Source organism: Tardiphaga sp. (assembly GCF_044336785.1).
Classification (GTDB): domain Bacteria; phylum Pseudomonadota; class Alphaproteobacteria; order Rhizobiales; family Xanthobacteraceae; genus Tardiphaga.
In genome coordinates this window covers 1-20,534 of sequence record NZ_JBIIOT010000016.1, presented here as the reverse complement: position 1 = coordinate 20,534, position 20,534 = coordinate 1, and the positions used below count along the sequence as shown (strand labels likewise).

At 62.2% G+C, this 20,534-nt stretch carries 19 protein-coding genes and 1 pseudogene; 6 read left to right on the top strand and 14 right to left on the bottom strand.

What is annotated here, in order from left to right:
• Window positions 1-14: 14 nt before the first annotated feature.
• Together ACIQ2A_RS07315 and ACIQ2A_RS07310 are read right to left on the bottom strand one after the other, a co-directional pair.
• Window positions 15-1,208, bottom strand: coding sequence for an efflux RND transporter periplasmic adaptor subunit (locus ACIQ2A_RS07315; protein WP_398477363.1), 1,194 nt, complete (start codon window positions 1,206-1,208; stop codon window positions 15-17).
• Between the two features lies 1 nt (window position 1,209).
• Window positions 1,210-1,920: a TetR/AcrR family transcriptional regulator gene (locus ACIQ2A_RS07310; protein WP_398477361.1), complete on the bottom strand. Its 711-nt coding sequence runs from the start codon at window positions 1,918-1,920 to the stop codon at window positions 1,210-1,212.
• 605 nt (window positions 1,921-2,525) lie between these two features.
• Between ACIQ2A_RS07310 and ACIQ2A_RS07305 the strand changes: the two genes are divergently transcribed.
• Window positions 2,526-3,416 (top strand): hypothetical protein, encoded by an 891-nt coding sequence (locus ACIQ2A_RS07305; RefSeq protein WP_398477359.1) that lies wholly within the window; start codon window positions 2,526-2,528, stop codon window positions 3,414-3,416.
• A 308-nt stretch (window positions 3,417-3,724) separates the two neighbouring features.
• On the opposite strand, the gene ACIQ2A_RS07300 is transcribed toward ACIQ2A_RS07305, so the two are convergent.
• The 9 genes from ACIQ2A_RS07300 to ACIQ2A_RS07260 form a co-directional block, all read right to left on the bottom strand.
• On the bottom strand, window positions 3,725-4,786 hold the full coding sequence (locus ACIQ2A_RS07300) for a dipeptidase (RefSeq protein WP_398477357.1): 1,062 nt from the start codon (window positions 4,784-4,786) through the stop codon (window positions 3,725-3,727).
• Between the two features lie 351 nt (window positions 4,787-5,137).
• Complete coding sequence (locus tag ACIQ2A_RS07295) at window positions 5,138-6,001, bottom strand: sugar phosphate isomerase/epimerase family protein (RefSeq protein ID WP_398477355.1); 864 nt, start codon at window positions 5,999-6,001, stop codon at window positions 5,138-5,140.
• A 2-nt stretch (window positions 6,002-6,003) separates the two neighbouring features.
• Window positions 6,004-7,200, bottom strand: coding sequence for a dihydrodipicolinate synthase family protein (locus ACIQ2A_RS07290; protein ID WP_398477353.1), 1,197 nt, complete (start codon window positions 7,198-7,200; stop codon window positions 6,004-6,006).
• Between the two features lie 9 nt (window positions 7,201-7,209).
• Window positions 7,210-8,361: a Gfo/Idh/MocA family protein gene (locus tag ACIQ2A_RS07285; RefSeq protein WP_398477351.1), complete on the bottom strand. Its 1,152-nt coding sequence runs from the start codon at window positions 8,359-8,361 to the stop codon at window positions 7,210-7,212.
• Window positions 8,362-8,372: 11 nt separating this feature from the next.
• Window positions 8,373-9,764 (bottom strand): hypothetical protein, encoded by a 1,392-nt coding sequence (locus tag ACIQ2A_RS07280; RefSeq protein ID WP_398477349.1) that lies wholly within the window; start codon window positions 9,762-9,764, stop codon window positions 8,373-8,375.
• A 119-nt stretch (window positions 9,765-9,883) separates the two neighbouring features.
• Window positions 9,884-10,741 (bottom strand): ABC transporter ATP-binding protein, encoded by an 858-nt coding sequence (locus ACIQ2A_RS07275; protein WP_398477347.1) that lies wholly within the window; start codon window positions 10,739-10,741, stop codon window positions 9,884-9,886.
• Between the two features lie 146 nt (window positions 10,742-10,887).
• Window positions 10,888-11,877 (bottom strand): ABC transporter substrate-binding protein, encoded by a 990-nt coding sequence (locus ACIQ2A_RS07270; RefSeq protein WP_398477345.1) that lies wholly within the window; start codon window positions 11,875-11,877, stop codon window positions 10,888-10,890.
• Window positions 11,878-11,947: 70 nt separating this feature from the next.
• Window positions 11,948-12,757, bottom strand: coding sequence for an ABC transporter permease (locus ACIQ2A_RS07265; protein WP_398477342.1), 810 nt, complete (start codon window positions 12,755-12,757; stop codon window positions 11,948-11,950).
• A 218-nt stretch (window positions 12,758-12,975) separates the two neighbouring features.
• Window positions 12,976-13,635, bottom strand: a complete 660-nt coding sequence (locus ACIQ2A_RS07260) for a TetR/AcrR family transcriptional regulator (protein WP_398477453.1) — start codon at window positions 13,633-13,635, stop codon at window positions 12,976-12,978.
• A 266-nt stretch (window positions 13,636-13,901) separates the two neighbouring features.
• On the opposite strand from ACIQ2A_RS07260, the gene ACIQ2A_RS07255 reads away from it, so the two are divergent.
• The 3 genes from ACIQ2A_RS07255 (at window position 13,902) to ACIQ2A_RS07245 (ending at window position 15,245) form a co-directional block, all read left to right on the top strand.
• Entirely contained in the window at window positions 13,902-14,663 is a 762-nt protein-coding gene (locus ACIQ2A_RS07255) for a sulfite exporter TauE/SafE family protein (protein ID WP_398477340.1), read from the top strand.
• Between the two features lie 80 nt (window positions 14,664-14,743).
• Complete coding sequence (locus ACIQ2A_RS07250; RefSeq protein WP_398477338.1) at window positions 14,744-14,971, top strand: hypothetical protein; 228 nt, start codon at window positions 14,744-14,746, stop codon at window positions 14,969-14,971.
• Window positions 14,972-15,077: 106 nt separating this feature from the next.
• Complete coding sequence (locus ACIQ2A_RS07245; RefSeq protein WP_398477336.1) at window positions 15,078-15,245, top strand: hypothetical protein; 168 nt, start codon at window positions 15,078-15,080, stop codon at window positions 15,243-15,245.
• Here the strand turns inward: ACIQ2A_RS07245 and ACIQ2A_RS07240 are convergent.
• On the bottom strand, window positions 15,242-16,084 hold the full coding sequence (locus ACIQ2A_RS07240) for a VOC family protein (protein ID WP_398477334.1): 843 nt from the start codon (window positions 16,082-16,084) through the stop codon (window positions 15,242-15,244). The two genes, ACIQ2A_RS07245 and ACIQ2A_RS07240, sit on opposite strands and share 4 nt — an antisense overlap.
• Window positions 16,085-16,330: 246 nt before the next feature.
• Between ACIQ2A_RS07240 and ACIQ2A_RS07235 the strand changes: the two genes are divergently transcribed.
• Complete coding sequence (locus ACIQ2A_RS07235; protein WP_398477332.1) at window positions 16,331-17,224, top strand: sugar kinase; 894 nt, start codon at window positions 16,331-16,333, stop codon at window positions 17,222-17,224.
• A gap of 107 nt (window positions 17,225-17,331) precedes the next feature.
• Here the strand turns inward: ACIQ2A_RS07235 and ACIQ2A_RS07230 are convergent, their stop codons facing one another.
• Together ACIQ2A_RS07230 and ACIQ2A_RS07225 are read right to left on the bottom strand one after the other, a co-directional pair.
• The gene (locus tag ACIQ2A_RS07230; RefSeq protein WP_398477330.1) at window positions 17,332-19,038 is read right to left on the bottom strand and encodes an IlvD/Edd family dehydratase; all 1,707 of its coding nucleotides are present in this window, start codon (window positions 19,036-19,038) and stop codon (window positions 17,332-17,334) included.
• A gap of 178 nt (window positions 19,039-19,216) precedes the next feature.
• The gene (locus tag ACIQ2A_RS07225) at window positions 19,217-20,038 is read right to left on the bottom strand and encodes an NAD-dependent epimerase/dehydratase family protein (protein WP_398477328.1); all 822 of its coding nucleotides are present in this window, start codon (window positions 20,036-20,038) and stop codon (window positions 19,217-19,219) included.
• 255 nt (window positions 20,039-20,293) lie between these two features.
• On the opposite strand from ACIQ2A_RS07225, the pseudogene ACIQ2A_RS07220 reads away from it, so the two are divergent.
• A pseudogene (locus ACIQ2A_RS07220) lies at window positions 20,294-20,534 on the top strand (SMP-30/gluconolactonase/LRE family protein); the annotation flags it as partial.

Genomic DNA, 20,534 nt, shown 5'->3' with positions numbered 1-20,534 from the left:
GTGTGCTCCCGGTCTTAATTCAGCGGCGGCTGCGCGGGAATCTTCGGCGGCGGATCCGACGAGATTTGCACCAAAGCGCCCGACTGCAGCTTGAGCTGGCCGACGGCGACGACACGGTCGCCCGCTTTCACGCCCTGCGTGATGACCGCGCGGCCATCGATGCGGTCGCCGGTGCGCACGAAGGTGCGGATGGCGTGCAGTTCGGTCTTGCCGTCGTCGAGCTTCTTTTCCTGGATCACATAGACGCTGTCGCCATAGAGCGTGTAGTCGACCGCGGTTTCCGGCACGGTCACGACAGCCGGCTTCTCCGGCAGCACGACCGTCGTCGTCGCGAACATGCCGGGCTTCAGGATGCCTTCGGGATTCTGGATCGTCGCCTGCACGCGGATATTACGCGTATCGGCCGAGATCTGCGGCTCGATCGTCGTCAGCTTGCCTTCAAACGTACGGCCCGGATAGGCGTCGACCTTGATGCGCACGATCTGCCCGACCTTGAGCTTGCCGGAATCCTTTTCGGTCACGGTGAAATTGGCATAGACCGCCGACAGATCCGTCAGCGACACGATCTGCGTGCCGGCGGTGAGATACTGGCCGACTTCGATGCGGCGCGTGCCGAGCACGCCGTCGAAGGCGGCGCGCACCAGCTTCTGCGAGATCGTCGCTTCGGTCTTGGCGATGCCGGCCTGTGCCTGGTCATAGATGCCCTGCGCGCTGTCCACGGTGGATTGCGGCCCGACCTGACGCTCCAGCAACTGACGCGCGCGATCGAGATTAAGCTTGGCCACATTGGCCTGCGCCTTGAAATTGGCGAGGTCACCCTGATCCGGACCATCGAACAGCTGCACCAGCGGCTGGCCCTTCTTCACGGTCGCACCTGCCTCGAACATGATCTCGGTGACGCGGCCATTGACGTCGGAGGAGACATTGACCTGATGCACGGCGGCGAGATCGCCGACGGCGCCGATCAGGTTCGGCACCACTTCGGACTTCGCTTCCGCGATGCTCACATTGATCGGCGGCTGCTTCATGGTGGCGAAGAACTGCTTGATCATGTGATTGCGGAACGCGTTGAAGCCGACAATGGCGACAACGAGCAGCACCAGCAGGCCGCCAATGATGATGAACCACTTCAGCGTACGCGGCTTCTTGCGCGGCTTGTCGCCGATCGGCTGTTGCTGCGCGGTGTGCGGATTTTGGGTCATGGTCATCTTATGCGCTTTCTGTCGTGGTCGCAGCGGCCTGCATCAGTTCTGGCGGCAGCGCGCGGTGTATATGCGATGCGATGGCATCGTCGTTCAGTCCGATCCCGCGAAGGATGAATTCGGTGAGTTGCAGATCGAGGCTTTCGGCCTTGCCGTAAGACAGCGAAGGCACGGTCGGCAGCAGCGACAGCGACGTGGTCATCGCCGCGTGATGCGCGAACCAGAACAGATTCATCGGCGCCTGCGACGAGGCGCGTGCATCGCCGGTTTTCACCGCCTGCGCGTAAGCCGCGACGAAAGCCGAGCCGATGATGCCCTCGATTTTCTCATGCATCAGGCGCGCGAATTCGCCGTCATTGAGATAGCTGATGGTGACCAGGCGCAGGCGCTGCGCTTCCTCATCATCGTCGCGCTCGCGTGCGATATCGAGAAAGTGCCGCACCATTTCGCGGATCAGGATCACCAGCGTCTCTGTCGACGGCGGCAGATCCAGCAACTGGTTCAGCCCCGGATCGGCCTTGCACTCCTCGGCCAGGATCTCGGCATAAAGCGCCGACTTGGTGGGGAAATGCTTGAACAGCAGCCCCTCCGAAATCGACGCCGCCGCGGCCACGCTCTTGGTTGTGGTGCCGGCAAAACCGTTATGCGCAAAGCAGCGCTTCGCGGCTGAGAGGATCAGTTCGCGCCGGAGATCATGGGTCATGCGGAGAGTCGTCATAGCGGCGTGAGTAAGCGCTCACCTTGGTTCCTGTCAATGAATTGGTGCGTCGCGTCAGGGGAATTACCGGGGGTGGTAGCGGAGGAGACACAGTGCAGCGATCTCGCGGCGCCGAAGCGTCCGAGGGGTGAGGTATTCCTCCCCTCGCGACATGAGGGGAGGCAGCACGCCGCAAGGCGCGAGGTGGTGGGACTGACGCAGCCCGTCTTGCCGGATCGCCGACAAAACCGCGACCGCGCAACGCCTTACGGCGTGCCACCGCGACGTTTCATTGGCCGAAGGACCGTTCTTCCGGGTACTGGGCGCTCCCATTGGAGCCATCCGACAGGTTTCCCTGCCTTCACCCGCACCGCGTCCAGCCGCGCTAGCGGCAGACCCCCGTAGTGGGGTCGGACGGTGACCCTCAACCACCCGAGTGCAGGAGGTACGTCCTCCCCTGCCCGCAGGCGCCGCGCTTCATCCCGCTCAATGACGCCTCATGAAGCGCCCCTCACGAATGAAGCGGGACGGAGGATATTCCTGAAAGAAACATCTTGTCAAGAACAAATCATGAACTAACGTACAGCAACTTAAGGATGCAATCACGGATCGTCAGGGGGACCGCGATGGCGGCGTCAGCGACACACCAAGGCTATCGCATTTACACGCGCGCGTTCGACCGCATCGTCACAGCCGATCAACTCGACAGCGTGCTCGGTCCGCTTTCCGCGGAAGCGAAAGTCGTTCTGGAGAAAGCCGGTGACATTTTTCAAACAGGTCTGATGGATTGGAACATGCGCGTCCACCTTGATGCACTGGCTGCATCCGAGCGATTGAGAGGTGTGACGACTGACAATGATCGCGCCGATACGGTGATCACCCTCCTGGTGGATCAGTCCGGCTCAATGCGCGGGCAATCGATGTTGCTGGCCGCCGCAGCCGTCGATATTGCGCAGGATTTTCTGAGCCATCTCGACTACCGGGTCGAGATACTCGGCTTCACGACAGTCTCGTGGAGAGGCGGACATCCAAGGCAGTTCTGGAAGTGGTGGTTTCGCCCGAAAGCGCCGGGGCGGCTGTGCGAATTACTCCACATCATCTATCGATCTGCCGATGACAGCAAGGCAGCGCGTCTGGCATGGAACATTCGACAGATGCTGCGGCCGGACCTGCCGAAAGAGAACGTCGACGGCGAAGCATTGATCTGGGCGTCCGAGCGCCTCCTGGCTCGCCCAGAGAAGCGCAAGATCATCGTCGTGATCTCCGACGGAGCGCCAGTCGATGATTCCACGCTACTCGCAAACGACCCCGATATTCTAGTTGCACATTTGCAGGAGGTGATCGCCGATCTCGAGAGCAAGGGAGAGATCGAGTTGTTTGCCCTCGGCATCGGTTTTGACGTGGCCCGCTATTACGCCGCCTCCATCACAATCAAGACAGCAGAGGATTTGGGGACGAGTCTGATCGGATTGCTGGAGGGCGCACTTGCAAGGCGACGAGGTAAGCCGGATGGATAAAGCGTAGCCCGCAATTACAGCCGCCGTGTCACGAAGCTGCGCTTCGCGATGGTGTGAAGCGCTCCTCTGATCCCTCCCCCAAGCGGCGCCGTGGGGAGGATGGATCGAGGCGAGCGTTCAGCGAGCATCGAGACGGGTGGGGCTTCTCCCCAAACTCCGTCCTACCGCGGGGAGAGACCCAACCCGACGCTACGCGCCACCCTCCCCATTCGCTTCGCTCCGGGGAGGGAGACCATTGGCAGCGGCGCGCCTAACCACACCATCGTCTTTTGCCGCTCAGGTCTTGAGCACTCATTCCATCGACGCCCTCAGCCAATTGTCCGTTGCAGCAGATCGAGCCAGTTGGTCGATCCGAGCTTCGTCAATACGGCTTCGGAATATCCCCTATTCCGCAAGGCTGCGAACAAAGCCTGCAGGCCGGCGGCCGAGCCAATGGCGCTCGGCACCACGGCGCCGTCGAAATCCGATCCCAAACCGACGTGATCCTCGCCCACCTTCGTCATCAGATAATCGATCTGCGCGACCATCAGCCCGATATCCGTATCGGCGCTCATGCTGCCGTCCGGTCGCAGGAAGCAGGTGGCGAAGTTGAGGCCGACCATGCCTTGCGTATCGCGGATCGCGGCGAGTTGCCGGTCGGTCAGATTGCGCGGCGACGGACACAGCGCATGCGCATTGGAATGCGTGGCGACCAGCGGCGCCTTGCTCAGGCGCGCCACATCCCAGAACCCTTTTTCGGTGATATGCGACAGGTCGACCATGATCTTCATGTCGTTGCAGGCCGCGATCAACCGCTCGCCGGCCGCGGTAAGACCGTCGCCGAGATCAGGGCCGGCGGGAAAATGAAATGGGACGCCGTGGCCGAAGATGTTGCTCCTGCTCCATACCGGCCCGATCGAACGCAGGCCGGCCGCATACAGGATTTCGAGAAACCTGAAATCAGCATCGATGGCTTCCGCGCCCTCGAGATGGAGCACCACCGCGAGCGCACCGCGCGCCATGACGGCGCGGATCTCGGCGGTCGTCGTGCAGATCGCCACCGCGCCTTGCGACGCGCGCGCCAGCCGGAGCAGGATGGCGAGCTCACCCTCCACCGATTTCCGCGCCTGTTCGAGCGTCAAGGGCGTTGGCAGCGGTACGGCATATGCGCCGCCCTTCATGGCGTCGAAGAAACCATCGGTCTTTTCGGCGGCCGGCGAATACATTGCGAACAGTCCGCCGGCGAATGATCCCGCTTTGGCCTTGACAAGATCGATATGCCCTGCCCGCTCGCCGGCTAGAAAATCGGCGACGGGATCGGCCGATGACGACTGGTAGAGACGCAGCAGGACGTCGTTATGGCCATCGAAGACCGGAATTGGCATGGTCATGAACAGTCTCGCGCGAGGGGAAGGATCAAAGCGAGACTATAGCGGTGCATCAGTAAGCAGCAACCGGTATCGGCTTGTCTTCCCGCCTTCGTCGGCGCTCACGTCCCGTCTCCAGCAAGCGCAGGCGAAGCGCATATGGCTGCACAAACAGCTTGCGGCCATCCTTCGAGACGCGGCCTAAGTAGGCCGCTCCTCAGGATGAGGGAAGAGTATGGCGCTATAGACGCCCCTCATGGTGAGGAGCCCGCGAAGCGGGTGTCTCGAACCATGCAGGCCGAGCACAATCTTTATCGCTCAGAAACCATATGCGATTGCCCTCCCCCGCAAGCGGGAGAGGAAAGAGCACGTGTCCTACACCACCGTCTTGTGCCGTTCGATGCAGGTCTGCAGCACCTCGTCCATCGGCTTGCTCCACCAGTGCTCCGAAAAGATCTCGATCTCGGAGTAACCGGCAAAACCCTGCGCTTCCACAGCTGCACGCGCGGCCTTGATGTCGATCACGCCGTCGCCCATCATGCCGCGGTCGTTGAGGATGTCCTTGGTCGGCACCAGCCAGTCGCAGACGTGAAATGCGTGGAGGCGATCCTGCCCGGCCCGTTCGATCTGGCCGAGCATCTGCGGGTCCCACCAGATGTGATAGACATCGAGAGCAACGCCGAGCATGCCGGTGCGGTTGGGATCGAGGCGGTCGCAGATGTCGAGCGCCTGCTCCGTGGTGTTCACGCAGGCCCGGTCGGCGGCGTAAGCGGGATGCAGCGGCTCGATGGCGAGCGGCATCTTGGCCTGCTTCGCATAGTCCAACATGGCGGCGATGCCGTCGTCGACCTGGTTGCGGGCATCGATGATGTCCTTCGACGTCACGCTGCCCGGCCGCGAATACTGCGGCAGGCCACCGACCACGAGCACGATGCAAGGCGAGCCCAGCGCCACGGCTTCATCGACACAGCGTTTGTTGTCGTCGCGCTCGGCCTGACGATGCGCGGCATCGGCGACGAACATGCCGCCGCGGCAATAGCCGGACAGTTCGAGATCGTGGTCCTTCACCGCCTTCACGGCGCGGTCGAGGCCGACATGGGCGACCTGATCGCGCCAGGGCGAGACGCCGCGGATCTTGTGGCGGGCACAGGCCTCGGCAATCGCAACGAAATCGCCCTGCTTGCGGACGGTCGCCGTGTTCAGCGACAGCCAGCGATGGTCCTTGGAAAAGTCACGCATGATCAGGCATCGATCCCGCGCGTGGCCATGACCGACTTCATGCGCGCCACAGCCAGCTCAGGATTGGCGAGCAGGCCGGCCTTGTCGGCCAACCTGAACAGTTCGGCGAGATGCTGGGTCGAGCGGGTACTCTCCTGGCCGCCGATCATCGTAAAATGATCCTGATGGCCGTTGAGATAGGCCATGAAGACAATGCCGGTCTTGTAGAAGCGTGTCGGCGCCTTGAAGATGTGACGCGACAGCGGCACCGTGGGGCCGAGCAAGTCATGGAAGCCGGCCTCGTCACCCGCTGCGAGACGCGACAGCGCATAGGATGCGGCCGGCGCGATGGCATCGAAGATGCCAAGCAGCGCGTGGGAATAACCCTTGTCGTCGCCGGCGATCAGTTCGGCATAGTTGAAGTCGTCGCCGGTATACATCTTCACGTCGGGCACGAGGCGACGACGCATGTCGATCTCGCGCTGCGCATCGAGCAGCGAGATCTTGACGCCATCGACCTTGGCGGCGTTGCGATTGATGACATCGGTGGCGGTGTCCATCGCTTGGCCCAGATCCGACGTGCCCCAGTAACCTGAAAGCGCGGGATCGAACATGTCGCCGAGCCAGTGGATGATCACCGGGTTCTGCGACTGCGACAGGATGCGGTCATAGACCTTGGCGTAGTCATCGGCATTCTTGCCGAGCTTGGCCAGCGCGCGCGACGCCATCAGGATGATGCGACCGCCGACTTTCTCGATGGCTTCGAACTGCTGCTCGTAAGCCTTGATGACGTCATCGATCGACTTGGCATCTTCCACCGCGAGGTGATCGGTACCGGCGCCGGAGAACACGAGGCCGTTGCGCGGCTTCGCAGCCGCAACCGAACGCGTGATGAGTTCGAGCGAGGTCGGCCAGTCCAGACCCATGCCGCGTTGCGCGGTGTCCATGGCTTCGGCGACGCCGAGGCCGAGATCCCACACATGCTCACGGAATGCGATGGTCTTGTCCCAATCGATCGCCTGATTGAGCCACGGATCGCATTCGGCGAGCGGATCGGCCACCACATGCGCCGCCGAGAAGGCGACGCGATTGAGCGTGCCGCTGAGCTTTGCCGGGAACGAACGCGAGGCGGCGAGACGATAGGTCTCGATGCTGCGATCGGCGGTCGGCAGTTTCAGCGACAGCGATGAGCCGGTGGTGGACTGGACTGGCTTGTTCATGACGAGACCTCAGACCTTGAGTGCGGGAACGTCGACCCAGCGACGCTCCTTCCAGCTCTGCAACGCGGCTTCCACCGTCTGCACGCCCTTGGCGCCTTCGAGCAGCGTATATTTATACGGCGCGTCCTCGCAGACGTGACGGATGAACATTTCCCACTGTTCCTTGAAGCCGTTGTCATAGACGGCATTGTCCGGGACCTTCTGCCAGTCGCCGTAGAAATCGTGGGTGCGCTTCTCGTCGGGATTCCAGACCGGACGCGGCGTGGCCTGACGGGCCTGGATCATGCATTCGGTGAGACCGGCCACGGCCGAGCCATGGGTGCCATCGACCTGGAAGGTGACGAGGTCATCGCGATAGACGCGGGTGGCCCAGGACATGTTCATGTGGGCGATGACGCCGCCCTTCAGCTTGAAGGTGGCATAGGCGCTGTCGTCGGCGGTCGCCTTGTATTCCTTGCCCTGCTCGTCCCAGCGCGCCGGGATATCGGTGGTGCCGAGACAGGTCAGGCTCTCGACTTCGCCGAACAGGTTGTCGAGCACGTAGCGCCAGTGGCAGACCATATCGAGGATCATGCCGCCGCCGTCTTCGGCGCGGTAGTTCCAGGACGGGCGCTGGGCTTCCTGCCAGTCGCCTTCGAACACCCAGTAGCCGAACTCGCCACGCACCGAGAGCATGCGGCCGAAGAAGCCGGAGTCACGCAGCATCGCGAGTTTCTTGAGGCCCGGCAGGAACAGCTTGTCCTGCACGGTGCCGTGCTTGAGGCCCTTGGCGTTGGCGACCTTGATGACGTCGAGGGCTTCCGCGAGATTGGTCGCGATCGGCTTCTCGCAATAGATGTGCTTGCCGGCGGCGATCGCCTTCTGCAGCAGGCCCGGACGCGCCTGGGTGGTGGCGGCGTCGAAGAAGATGGTGTCGTTCGGATCCTGCAGCGCCTTGTCGAGATCGGTGGTCCAGCGCTCGATACCGAACCGCTTGGCCAGGCCTTCGATCTTCTCGGCATTGCGGCCGACCAGGATCGGATCCGGCATCATGCGGTCGCCGTTCTTCAGCGTGACGCCGCCCTGGGCGCGGATCGCGACGATCGAGCGGATCAGGTGCTGGTTGAGACCCATACGGCCGGTGATGCCGTTCATGATAATGCCGAGGCGGTGGACAGCCATAGTCAGGACTCCTAGAGGACTTTAGTTTGGGGGACTGCGAGCGGCGCAAGCGCCGTCCAGTCCGGATGTGCGCCGGATGCAAATCCGGGAGCGGTGAGCGATCCCGTGACGAGATCGCCGTTGGTGACCTGCAGCCGGATGAAATCCTCATCGCGGCTGTAGAGATCGGGATGGGCGTTGAGGAAGGCTTCGGCCTCGCCTGCGGGCGCAAAGCCAAAGCCATCGACGTAATGATGGCCGTTGCGCTCGGCATGGGTCACGCCGATCAGCGCGCCGAGCGCGAGATCCTGCTGCACGCCGAGGCCAGCCTGGCAGGTCAGATCCTCGCCGGTGATGACATGCGGCGTGCCCTGCGCGCTCCATGCGGCGGCACGCGTCGCATTGGCGATGGACTTGTAAAAGCCCTTACAGGATTTTGAGGAAATGCCGCGATAGCCGAGTTCCTTCGCAGCGGGGAACGCGTCCCAGCTGTCATCGGCTTCGTCGATGATGAAGGAACGCGAGCTGAGCAGACCAAGCGGCTGTTCGCGCGTGATATCACGCGGCATCGGCTGCTCGATATAGAGCAATTTTGATGCGATCGGCGTAAGCGCGGCATCCTTGTCGAGGCGATCGACGAGCGTGCAGAGCGCTTGGAGATCGGCATATTGCTCATTGGCGTCGAGCGTGACCTGATAATCGTAGGGCAGCGTCGCCAGCGCGTTGCCGATACGTGTCAGGCGCCTGGCATCCGCTTCGGGATCGCCATTCATCTTCAGCTTGAAGTAGCGCGCGCCGCTGTTCTCCGCGGGATCGGCGACACCGCCCTCGCCTTCGATGACATCATCGAGGCCGACGGTGTGGCGCAGCGCGACGCGCGGAAGTCGTTCTCGGCTGGCAAGGAAAGTCGCGATGTCATCGGCGCCGAGATCGGGCGCGAGCCGCGATGTGAGACCGGCGACATTGGCTTTCATGCCGGAAAAGAAATCGGTGCCGAGACCGCGCAGCAAGGCGTCGAGCACGGCCTTGTCGATTTCGGCCGGGCCGAAAGCGGCGGCCAGCGGCGGGATATCGTGCTCGGCACAGGCTTGCATCTGCGCGCCGATACAGGCGGCATGCAGGCCGAAGGCCGTGATGAAACCGGACTGTGCGCGATAGAGATCCTTCGCAATCGCCAGCGACTGGCGCAGCTCGTTCACCGTGTCGTCGATCGACAAATGCGGCCGCTTGTCGAACCACTTTGGCACCATCAGCTCGGCGGAGGCACCGACGAAGACGCCCCGGCCCTCGACGTCGAGTTCGACACGCACAAAGGCCTGTGGTGCTGCATGCACCGTCACGCTGCCGAAGCGAAACGGCCGCACGAACGCCGTCGGGCGCTCGAACAGCGTGATGTCTCGCAAAGCGATGCGTGGGGCTGTCATGGGAAGCTACGACCTCTCAGCCGTCATTGCGAGCGCAGCGAAGCAATCCAGAAAGGCAAGAGCTGGATTGCTTCGTCGCTGCGCTCCTCGCAATGACGGGAATGGGTTGGTGCGCATCATCAGTCCAGCGTGCTGGTGGTCATGAAGTGCTTGCGGATGCGGGCGACCAGATCGGTGAAGATCGGGTTCGACATCACATCGAGATTGCGCTCGCGGCCGAGCGGCACGTCATAGATCGCGGCGATGCCGCCGGGGCGCTCGGTCATGACCAGCACCTTGTCGGCGAGGAACACGGCTTCCGGGATCGAATGCGTGATCAAGAGGATCGTCTTGCCGGTGGTGCGCTGGATGCGCGACAGCTCGACATTCATCTTTTCGCGGGTCATGGCATCGAGCGCGCCGAACGGCTCGTCCATCATCATGATCTTGGGATCATGCACCAATGCGCGGCAGATCGAGGCGCGCTGCTGCATGCCGCCCGAGAGCTGCCAGGGCAGCTTCTTCTCGAAACCTTCGAGGCCGACCATCTTCAGCAGCTCTTTGGCGCGCGGCGTATATTTCTCGCGCGACTCGCCCTTCATATCGATGGGCATCAGCACGTTCTTGAGAATGTTGCGCCATGGCAGCAGCAGTGCGTTCTGGAACACGATGCCGACATCGCCGTGGGGCTCGGTGACCTTCTTGCCATCGACGCGGATTTCGCCGGTGGTCGGCGCGAGAAGGCCCGAGATCATCTTGAGCAGCGTGGACTTGCCGCAGCCGGAGGGGCCGACCACGACAAAGAACTCGCCGTCATTGATGTGAAAGTCCAGGGGACGCAGCGACTGCACCTTGCCGTCGCCGGTCCCGTAGGTCTTGGAGACGCCGGAGAGATTGATCCCCGACGTCGTGTTTTGCGGCTGCTCCGACACGACACGAAGATGCGCGCTGGGTTGATCGACGCTCATGTGGCTCGTGGCTTTCATCGTTGCAGTCATCGCAAAAGTCCCTGGTCCGTATTCAAGTTCGTCATTGCGAGGAGCCCTTGCGACGAAGCAATCCAGTCGTCGCTTGTTGCTTCTGGATTGCTTCGCCCAAACGAATTGCTTCGCAATTCGTCAGGGCTCGCAATGACGGGGCGGGCTTAGTTCAGGTAGTCGTTGGTGTAGAAGGCCTTCGGATTGTCCTTGGCCTTGGCTTCCAGACCGCCATACTCAACCATCAGCTCCACCGACTCCTTCATGTTCTGGTCGGTGACACGGAACACCGGCTTGTCCTTGGTTTCCGGCGTCTTGTAGAACTGGGTGGTCAGCTCGAAGCCCTGGGTCAGGGTGTCGATCTTGCCGCCCTTCGGATTGGCATCGAGGATCGCCTGTGCGGCGGCCTTCGGATCCTTCTGGGCTTCCTCGACGGCCTTGGTTGAGGCCTTCATGAAGCGCTTGACGAGATCCGGATTGGCCTTGGCCCAATCGGTGTTGGCGATGATGCCCGACGACACGAGATGGATGCCGTAATCGGCGAACTTGATCGTGTTGACGTCCTTGCCGGTGGCGTCCTTGATCTTCATGGACTGATCCATGACGTAACCGAGCAGCACGTCGGCTTGGCCGTTGATGACGGCGTTCAGCTTGGTCTGCGCGTCACCGGCAACCGTCTTGAGATCGCTTTCCTTGAGGCCGGCCTTCTTGAGGAACAGCGGCCAGATCTGGCTCAGCGCATCGGCCGGGGTGACGGCGACGGTCTTGCCCTTGAGGTCCTCGGCCTTCTTGATGTTCTTCTCGACAAAGCCCATGGCCGACATGGCCGTGGTCTGCAGCAGCACGCCGGTCGAGATCACCGGGGCGCCCTTGACGGCGGCGCGCATCATGGTGGGGACATCGGCATAGCCGAAGTTCACGGTCTTGGCAGCGACGGCCTGCACCGTGTTGGCCGAGCCGCGGCCTTCCTGGATATCGAGATCGATGCCTTCAGCGGCGAAGATGCCCTTGGCCTTGCCGTAATAGAACGGCGCGTGCTCGCCATAGACATACCAGTTGAGCATCAGCGTCACCTTGTCGGCGGCAGCGGCCGGCGCAGTGAAGGCGATCGTCGCGGCGATCGCGGCAGTGGACACGGCAGTAACCCATTTCAGCATAGTCAGCCTCCCATTGAAGCAGGTGAAGGCGGCCGGTTTGTCCGGCCGCATTTGGAGTTTGGCGTCTTGATCAAGACGCGACGAAGACATCAGCGCGCTGGCTGACGTGCCACGGAATCGCAATCCGCTCGATGCGATCGACGATCCAGAACAGGATCACGCCGAGCAGTGCGAGAATGACGAGGGCTGCGAACATGGTCGGCAGATCGAAGGTGCCGATGGAGCGCTGCAGCACATAGCCGATGCCGGAATTGGAGCCGACGAACTCGCCGACCACAGCACCGACGACGGCGAGCGTGACCGAGACCTTCAGGCCCGAGAAGATCGCCGGCAGCGCATGCGGCAGGTTCACGGCGCAGAACACGCGGACACGGCTGCCCTTCATGGCGCGGGCGAGATCGACCATGTCGGGATCGACCGACTTGAAGCCCTGCACGGCCGAGACGACCACCGGGAAGAAGCCGAGCAGGAAGGCCGAGATGATTTTCGGAATGATGCCGAAGCCGAACCAGACGACGAAGAGCGGCGCGATGGCGACCTTCGGAATCGACTGCGAGAACACCAGCAGCGGATAGACATAACTCTCCACCGTGCGCGAGCCGGCGATCAGCATCGCGATCGGAATGCCGAACACGGCGGAGGCAAGAAAGCCGAGCAGCGTCGCATAGGTCGTCGGCCAGGACTGCGACAGCAGTTCGGGCCAGTCGGTGTAGAGCACCTTCACCACGTCGAACGGCGCCGGGATCTGATAGGCGGGAATGCCGAAGATGCGGATCGAGAGATCCCATGCGGCGATGATGAACAGCAGGAAAATGAACGGGCGCAGCCAGGCAGCATTCAGCAGTCTGGTCACTGCACCCGGCGCTTTCTTCTCACTCACGCGTTTCGTCTCCCTGTGCCGGCTTCGCGGTCGCAATTAACTTGTTGGATAAATACTAGCCAGACGGGTTGCGTTGTCAATTGGGCGATTAATTACAAATTTTTATGCAGTGAATTCAGTCAGATAGACTGTTGGAAACCCGCCCATGTGTCATCGCCCGGCTCGACCGGGCGATCCAGTATGCGACAGCGGATGTGCGTAAATGAGGGCGACGGTGTCTACTGGATCCCCGCTTTCGCGGGGATGACAGGCTGAGATTTTGCCATGGGCATTTCCGCCGCGGAGCGCCCGGTCAACGCGCCAAGAATGAGCGCCACCATATGCGCGAGACGCTCGTCCTTGGCGTCCTTGGCCAGCAGATCGCGGCCGAAGATCACGCTCAGAGTGGCGTTGTTGCCGATGTAGAAGAAGCTGAGACCGGCGATGGAAATGTAGAGCTGCACCGGATCGATCGCGACCTTGAAATCGCCGGACGCCACGCCGCGCAGCACCACCTGGCGGATCATCTCCACGAAGGGCGAATGCATCGACTTCACCTTGTCGGAGCGCTTGATGTGTTTGGCGCGCTCCAGATTCTCGGTGTTGAGCAGTGCCAGAAATTCCGGATTACGGATGAAGTAGTTCCAGGTGAAGGTGATCAGGCTCTCGATCGCGTCCGGCGGATCGAGATGTTCGAGATCGAGCGTGCGCTCCTCGGCGCGGATCTTGGCATAGGTGCCTTCCAGCACCGCCAGATAGAGATCGTCCTTCTTGCCGACATGGTAATACAGCATGCGCTTGTTGGCGCCGGCCGCGGCCGCAATGCGATCGACACGCGCGCCGGCGAGGCCCCGCGTCGCGAATTCCTTGGTGGCGGCCTCGAGGATGCGCAGGCGCATACCTTCGGGGTCGCGCTGCCACCGCGCGGCCTTGCCCTTGGTCGATCTTTTCTTGATCGGCTGTCTGGTTGTTGGTGTGGTTGTTTGTTTCTTGGCCAAACGTCGTCCCTGTCGCCGACCGGCATGATCGATCACGCCGGCAACCTCATCGCCTGTAGCATGAGGTTGCAGCATTGAGAATGGCACGGTCTGGCGCGTATGCACAAACATCCATCGCCTTTTAGCGATCGCATCGCTATCACAGCGCGACCCAACCGGATCCCGCCGTGCCCACCATCATCACCGACCCGTTTTTCTACGTCGTCGCCATCCCGGCGGTGTTGTTCCTTGGCCTGTCCAAGGGCGGCTTTGCCGGCGTCGGTATCGCAGCCACGCCGCTGCTGGCGCTGTATTTGCCGCCGCTGGAGGCTGCCGCGCTTTTGCTGCCGGTGTTGATCACGCAGGATCTGATCTCGCTCTATGTCTATCGGCGCGAATGGGACGCGTCGAACCTCAAGATCATGCTGCCCGGTGCCATCATCGGCATGGCGATCGCATGGCTGTTCGCATCGATCATTTCGGACAATGCGGTGCGCATTACCGTCGGCCTGATCGGGCTCATCTTTGTCATCGATGTCTGGCGCAAACGCGCGCAACTCGAACCACGCCGCATGGGCCCTGCGGCCGGTGTTTTCTGGGGCGCGGTGTCGGGCTTTACCTCGTTCATGACGCAGGCCGGCGGACCACCGTTCCAAGTCTATGTGCTACCGCAGCGATTGCCGAAGCTCGTGCTGGTCGGCACCATGACCATCTTCTTCGCCATCGTGAATGCGCTGAAGATCGTGCCGTATCTCGCGCTCGGCCAGTTCAACACCGCCAATTTCGCGACATCGCTGCTGCTGTTGCCCGCCGCGGTGGCGACCAATTTCGCCGGCATCTGGCTGGTGAAGCGCACGCCGACCAACCTGTTCTACAACATCGCCTATGCCATGCTGCTGGTGATCTCGCTGGTGCTGCTGTGGCAGGGCGTGTCGCATTTCGTGCGGTAGCGCAGAAGCTTGAACCTGTACGAGCTTGACGACTTTCTTGGTGCGGGTGCATCATAACCGATGATGGTAAGGACGACGGCATGACACGCTTGTTTGACCAAGCCGTGGAGAAAGTTGCGCAGCTCCCCGATGAAGAGCAGGACGCGCTTGCGCGTGTGCTACTGCAACTCGCCGGTCAGGAGCAGCCGCCCTACCTGCTCACGCCTGAGGAAGAAGTCGAACTCGACGCCTCGATCGCAGCCGAGGCACGCGGCGAATTCGCGACGGATGAGGAGATCCGCGCGATCCGGGCGAAGCATGGCCGGTGATCGTCCGCTACACCAAACCCGCCGCAAAGCAGCTTGACGCGATCCTCGACTATATTGCGGGTCACTCCCCTCAGGCGCCAGCAACGTACTCGACCGGCTCGATGAAATGCTTGCGCTGATTGCGGCGCAGCCCGGTGTCGGCCGAGCGACCAATCGCCCCGACTTTCGCCGCGTCAACCTGCACCCTCATCCTTACGCGATCCTCTATCGGGCCGGCGCGACGGAGATCGTTATTCACGCCATCCGCCATGCCGCCCGTCGGCCTCGAGCCTAATCCCTCTCCGTCCGTTCGATCAGCAGCGTCGGAATCCCCAGCGTCCCATCCTTCAAGCTCGCGACACGCGTGCCGGGTTTGCGGCCGTTGCGTACCTCGGAGACCGTGACATGGGCAGCGAGCAGGCGCTCGCGCGCGGCATCGATATCGGCGACGCGCCAGGTCATGCCCCATAGCTGATCGCGATTGACGTCGCCCTGATCGTGCGGGCGCTTGACCACTTCGACGATGAGATCGCCGCAGCGGAAGAACATCAGGTGGCCCCAATCGGGATTGGAGCGATCGAGCGCGAGATCGAGGCCGAGCCGCGCGCCATAGAGTGCGGCGGCGCGCTCCGGATCCTGCGTGGCGACGACGATGTGATCGAGGCCGATGATCGGCGTCTCGGCGGTCGCTGTGGACACCTCGCGCTCGCCGTTCAGTTCGAGAAAGAACTGGCGCACGCCGCGGGTGTGATCGGTGGCGGCGCGGGTGCGCTTCCACGACAGCACCGCGCCGGTGTCGCGATCCTTGCTTTCAACCTCGGAGATGGGATCGGGTTTCAGCGCGACGCGATCGAGGCGGCGATGCATTTTTGCGATGTCAGAGGTGGCGAAGCAGATGCTGGCCAGCGTCGCGCCGCTTTCCGGCAGCACCGCGCGGATGCGGGTCGCGGCCGTGCCCTCGCCATGCGGCGCCATCAGCTCGATGGACATATTGGCAAGCGTGAAGATCGCGAGCTCTGCGCCCTCGCTGGTGCTGCGCCAGGACGGCTTTCGCGCGAACAGCGTCTGGTAGGTGGCGATGCCTGCCTCCAGATCGTCCAGCAGAATGACGACATGATCGAGCCCGGTGATCATCGCTTGCTCCTTCCCGTTTCTTATCCAGCCACTATGGCAGCTTTTCCGGCGGACCGGTCAAGACGACGCAGTCTCAATGCGCGATTTGCCCCAGTGTGGCCACGACCGGGGCACAGACAGGAGCCGCGGGACGATCTTGCGGCACCGCACAATTTCGATGGCGGGCGGCCGCGGCGCTGCTAAGCTGGTCGACGCGGCCGATGCCGGCGGCCGCACCGCCATCACTCTGACGCGACGGACGGATTCATGAAAGCGCTCTTTATCGGACAGACCTATATCGACGTCACCTTCATCACCGACCATATGCCGACCGGCGACGAGAAGCATGTTGCCTCCGACTATGCGGTGTCGTTCGGCGGCAATGCTGTGACCGCGGCCTTCTGCTGCGCCAAGCTCGGCGTCGTGCCCGACCTGATCGCCACCATCGCCAATGACTGGCTCGGGCGCATGTTCATGGACATGAGCGCGAAATACAATATCGAGATTCATCCGCGCAAGGTGGCGTCATCCTCGCTGTCCTTCATCATGCCAAAGGACGGCAAGCGCGCCATCGTCCGTTGCCGCGACGACGAGCATATCCATCCCTTCCCGCTGCTCAATCTCGGCGCCTGCCGTGCGCTGCATGTGGACGGGCATCAGCCGGATGCGGCGATCCATTATGCAAAGCTTTGCCGTGAGGCGGGCATCCTGACCTCGCTGGATGGCGGCGGCTTGCGCACCAATACGCATGAGCTCCTGGAATATATCGACGTCGCCATCGTAGCCGAACGGCTGTGCGAGCAGATGGATCTCACGCCGGAGAAGATGCTGGACTATCTCAAGGGCCGCGGCTGCCGTGTCGGCGGCGTCACGCTCGGTGAGCGCGGACTGCTCTGGTATGACGAAGCTGGCACGGTGCATACACAGCCCGCCTATAAAATTCCGCGCGACAAGGTGATCGACACCAACGGCGCCGGCGACGTGTTTCACGGGGCCTATGTGTATTCGTATCTCGCTAATCCCGGTGCGAGCTGGTCGGAGCACTTCCAGTTCGCGCGCGCGGCTTCGACGTTCAAGATCCAGAAGCTAGGGAATGAAAGTGGATTGCCGACGCTGGCGGATATTGCCGCGGTGAAGCAGGAGTATGAGGCGAAGGTTTAGTTCGCCGCACACTTCACTTGTCGTCGCCCGGCTTGACCGGGCGATCCAGTATACTCTGGCCAGTGCTTACTGGGTCACCCGGTCAAGCCGGGTGACGACAGTTGAAACTACGCCTTCCCCTCACCCGTCATGAAATCGAAATCGCAGCCTTCATCGGCTTGCGTGATGGTGGTGTGAAACAGATGCGCGTAGCCGCGCCTGGCCCAATCCGGCGTCACCGGTTTCGGCAGCGCAGCCTGGCGCTTGGCGAGCTCGGCCTCATCCACCAGAAGATCGATGCTGCGCTTCGCCACATCCAGCCGGATCATGTCGCCATTCTTCACCAGCGCCAGCGGGCCGCCTACTGCGCTCTCCGGCGTGATGTGCAGCACGATCGTGCCGAACGCCGTGCCGCTCATCCGGGCGTCGGAGATGCGCACCATGTCCTTCACGCCTGCGCGCGCAAGCTTCATGGGGATCGGCAGATAGCCCGCCTCGGGCATGCCCGGGGCGCCCTTGGGGCCGGCATTGCGCAGCACCAGCACGTCGTCGGCGGTCACGTCGAGATCGGGATCATCGACGCGGTTGGTCATGTCCTCGACCGACTCGAACACGACGGCGCGGCCGGTGTGCTGCAGCAGTTTCGGCGACGCAGCCGCATGCTTGATGACAGCGCTGCGCGGGGCGAGATTGCCGTGCAGGATCGCGAGGCCGCCTTCGCGCTTGATCGGATTGTCCTTGGTGCGGATCACGTCCTGCCCCGGCACGTCCTCGGCCCTGGCAACGATCTCGCGCAGTGTCTCGCCATTCACCGACTTCGCGTCGAGATCGATGAGATCGCCGAGTTGCTCCATCAGCTTGGGCACGCCACCGGCATGGTGGAAGTGCTCCATATAATGATCGCCGGACGGCTTGAGATCGACCAGCACCGGCACGTCGCGACCAAGATCGTCGAAGGCATTGAGATCGATCCGGTTCGGCGTGCGATTGGCCATGGCGGTGAGATGGATCAGGCCATTGGTGGAGCCACCGATCGCCTGCAGCACTACCTGCGCATTGCGGAACGAACCGGGTGTGAGGAATTCACTCGGCTTCGGCCCCTTGTTCTTCGCAAGCTCGGCGGCGACCTTGCCGCTGGCTTCGGCCGAACGGAAGCGCTCCGCATGCGGTGCCGGAATGGTCGCGCTCATGGGCAGCGACAGGCCCATGGCTTCGGTGATGCAGGCCATGGTGGACGCCGTGCCCATCACCATGCAGGTACCGACCGAGGGCGCGAGACGCGCATTGACGGCGTCGATCTCCTGCTGGTCGATCTCGCCCGCGCGGAACTTGCCCCACATGCGGCGGCAATCGGTGCAGGCGCCGAGCACTTCGCCCTTGTGATGGCCGACCACCATCGGGCCGACCGGGATCACCACCGTCGGCAGATCGACCGACAGCGCCGCCATGATCTGCGCCGGCAGCGTCTTGTCGCAACCGCCAATCACGACCACCGCATCCATCGGCTGCGCGCGGATCATTTCCTCGGTGTCCATCGCCATCAGGTTGCGCAGATACATCGAGGTCGGATGCGCAAAGCTCTCGCCGATGGAGATCGTCGGGAACACCATCGGCAACGCACCGGCCAGCATGACGCCGCGCTTCACGGCTTCGATGATCTGGGGCGAATTGCCGTGGCAGGGATTGTAGTCGCTGTGTGTGTTGGTGATGCCGACGATGGGGCGATCCAGCGCGTCGTCGGAATAGCCCATGGCCTTGATGAAGGCCTTTCGCAGGAACAGCGAAAAGCCGGCATCGCCATAACTCGTGAGCCCCTTGCGCAATCCGTCGGCCATGGTCGCATTCCCGTCACTTGTTTTGAATGGTTCTTATGGAGCGACTGGGAAGGATGTCAATGCGGGGCACGCGGCCGCGGGATGGGTTGAGCAGAGCGAAAACCCATCAGCCGAACTACGCCGCAAGCTCCGCCGATGGGTTATCTCTCCGGCGCTCCGCGCCTGCGCTCAACCCATTCTACGATTTCGGCGCCCAGACCTTGCTGAAATCACCCGAGAATTCGGCACTGCAAAACGCCCCGCCCTGATAGAAATCGCCGACCGGATCGGGCTTCAACTTCGCCTGTTCCGCCAAGGCATGTTCGAGATGATCCTCGCCCTTCCCCGTCGGCCGATAGCCGAGCTCATAGGCGCGCGAGTTATCCCACCAGGCGCGTTCGTTATAGGAAGCGCCGTAAAGCACCTCGAAATGAATGTCGGGATGTGCGAGCCCGATCTGACAAAGTTGCACCAGATCCTCCGGCTTCAGCCAGATCGAGAGCCGGCGCTTGTCGAGCGGCGCGTCGCCGAAATTGCCGATGCGGAGGCATGTCACCGACAGCCCGTGCTTGTCGGCATAAAGCGCGCCGAGCGCCTCGCCGAACACCTTGCTGACACCATAACGGCTATCCGGGCGCGCGGTGACATCGGCCGGGATTTTGCTGTGGCGCGGATAGAAGCCGACCGCATGGTTCGACGAGGCGAACACGATGCGCTTGACGCCCTTCTTCCTTGCGGCTTCGAACAGATTGTAGCAGCCGATGATATTGGCCTGCAGGATCGTGTCCCATGGCCCTTCCACCGAAAAGCCGCCGAAATGCAGAATGCCATCGACGCCTTCGCAAATGGCTTCCACAGCCGAGAGATCGGCGAGATCGGCTTGCTTGAAGGTTTCAGTGGATTTCAGATTTGGCGGCGTGTTGAGATCGCTCAGAACGAGATCCGGATAGATCGGTGGCAGCAATTCGCGCAAGCGTGTGCCGATGCCGCCCGATGCGCCTGTCATCAAGATCCTTGGCATTCCCGTCCCTCGCAACTTTGATCGTTCGTTGCAGGGAGTATGGCTTGATGAAGATACGGCGACAAGCCATCACATCCTCACATTGTCGTCGCCCGGCTTGACCGGGTGATCCAGTCTACATTGTTGCCTCAGTGTTTACTGGGTCACCCGGTCAAGCCGGGTGACGACAATCGTGTGTCTGTGCACCGGCGTTGCTCGCCTCTGCGGTGGATGCTAGCAAACACACCAGAGGAAACGACAGCAAACGAGACACCAATGTCCGACACGTCATCCCGCGCCTGGCAGCCTGCCTCCCACTATCCCGACCCCGCCATCACCGCGCTCGATCCCCGCTTCGAAAAATACTGGATCAAGCTCGGCGCCGTCGAGCGCATTGCCACCGGCATGCGCTGGGCCGAAGGGCCGGTCTATTTTCCGGAGGGGCGTTATGTCCTGGTCAGCGACATCCCCAACAACCGGATCATGAAGTACGACGAGGTGAAGAACAGCTTCACCG

Coding starts and splice junctions, on each gene's coding strand:
- ACIQ2A_RS07315 (WP_398477363.1), bottom strand. CDS start 1,208: ATGACCATGACCCAAAATCCGCACACCGCGCAGCAACAGCCGATCGGC.
- ACIQ2A_RS07310 (WP_398477361.1), bottom strand. CDS start 1,920: ATGACGACTCTCCGCATGACCCATGATCTCCGGCGCGAACTGATCCTC.
- ACIQ2A_RS07305 (WP_398477359.1), top strand. CDS start 2,526: ATGGCGGCGTCAGCGACACACCAAGGCTATCGCATTTACACGCGCGCG.
- ACIQ2A_RS07300 (WP_398477357.1), bottom strand. CDS start 4,786: ATGACCATGCCAATTCCGGTCTTCGATGGCCATAACGACGTCCTGCTG.
- ACIQ2A_RS07295 (WP_398477355.1), bottom strand. CDS start 6,001: ATGCGTGACTTTTCCAAGGACCATCGCTGGCTGTCGCTGAACACGGCG.
- ACIQ2A_RS07290 (WP_398477353.1), bottom strand. CDS start 7,200: ATGAACAAGCCAGTCCAGTCCACCACCGGCTCATCGCTGTCGCTGAAA.
- ACIQ2A_RS07285 (WP_398477351.1), bottom strand. CDS start 8,361: ATGGCTGTCCACCGCCTCGGCATTATCATGAACGGCATCACCGGCCGT.
- ACIQ2A_RS07280 (WP_398477349.1), bottom strand. CDS start 9,764: ATGACAGCCCCACGCATCGCTTTGCGAGACATCACGCTGTTCGAGCGC.
- ACIQ2A_RS07275 (WP_398477347.1), bottom strand. CDS start 10,741: ATGACTGCAACGATGAAAGCCACGAGCCACATGAGCGTCGATCAACCC.
- ACIQ2A_RS07270 (WP_398477345.1), bottom strand. CDS start 11,877: ATGCTGAAATGGGTTACTGCCGTGTCCACTGCCGCGATCGCCGCGACG.
- ACIQ2A_RS07260 (WP_398477453.1), bottom strand. CDS start 13,635: ATGCGCCTGCGCATCCTCGAGGCCGCCACCAAGGAATTCGCGACGCGG.
- ACIQ2A_RS07250 (WP_398477338.1), top strand. CDS start 14,744: ATGACACGCTTGTTTGACCAAGCCGTGGAGAAAGTTGCGCAGCTCCCC.
- ACIQ2A_RS07245 (WP_398477336.1), top strand. CDS start 15,078: ATGCTTGCGCTGATTGCGGCGCAGCCCGGTGTCGGCCGAGCGACCAAT.
- ACIQ2A_RS07240 (WP_398477334.1), bottom strand. CDS start 16,084: ATGATCACCGGGCTCGATCATGTCGTCATTCTGCTGGACGATCTGGAG.
- ACIQ2A_RS07235 (WP_398477332.1), top strand. CDS start 16,331: ATGAAAGCGCTCTTTATCGGACAGACCTATATCGACGTCACCTTCATC.
- ACIQ2A_RS07230 (WP_398477330.1), bottom strand. CDS start 19,038: ATGGCCGACGGATTGCGCAAGGGGCTCACGAGTTATGGCGATGCCGGC.
- ACIQ2A_RS07225 (WP_398477328.1), bottom strand. CDS start 20,038: ATGCCAAGGATCTTGATGACAGGCGCATCGGGCGGCATCGGCACACGC.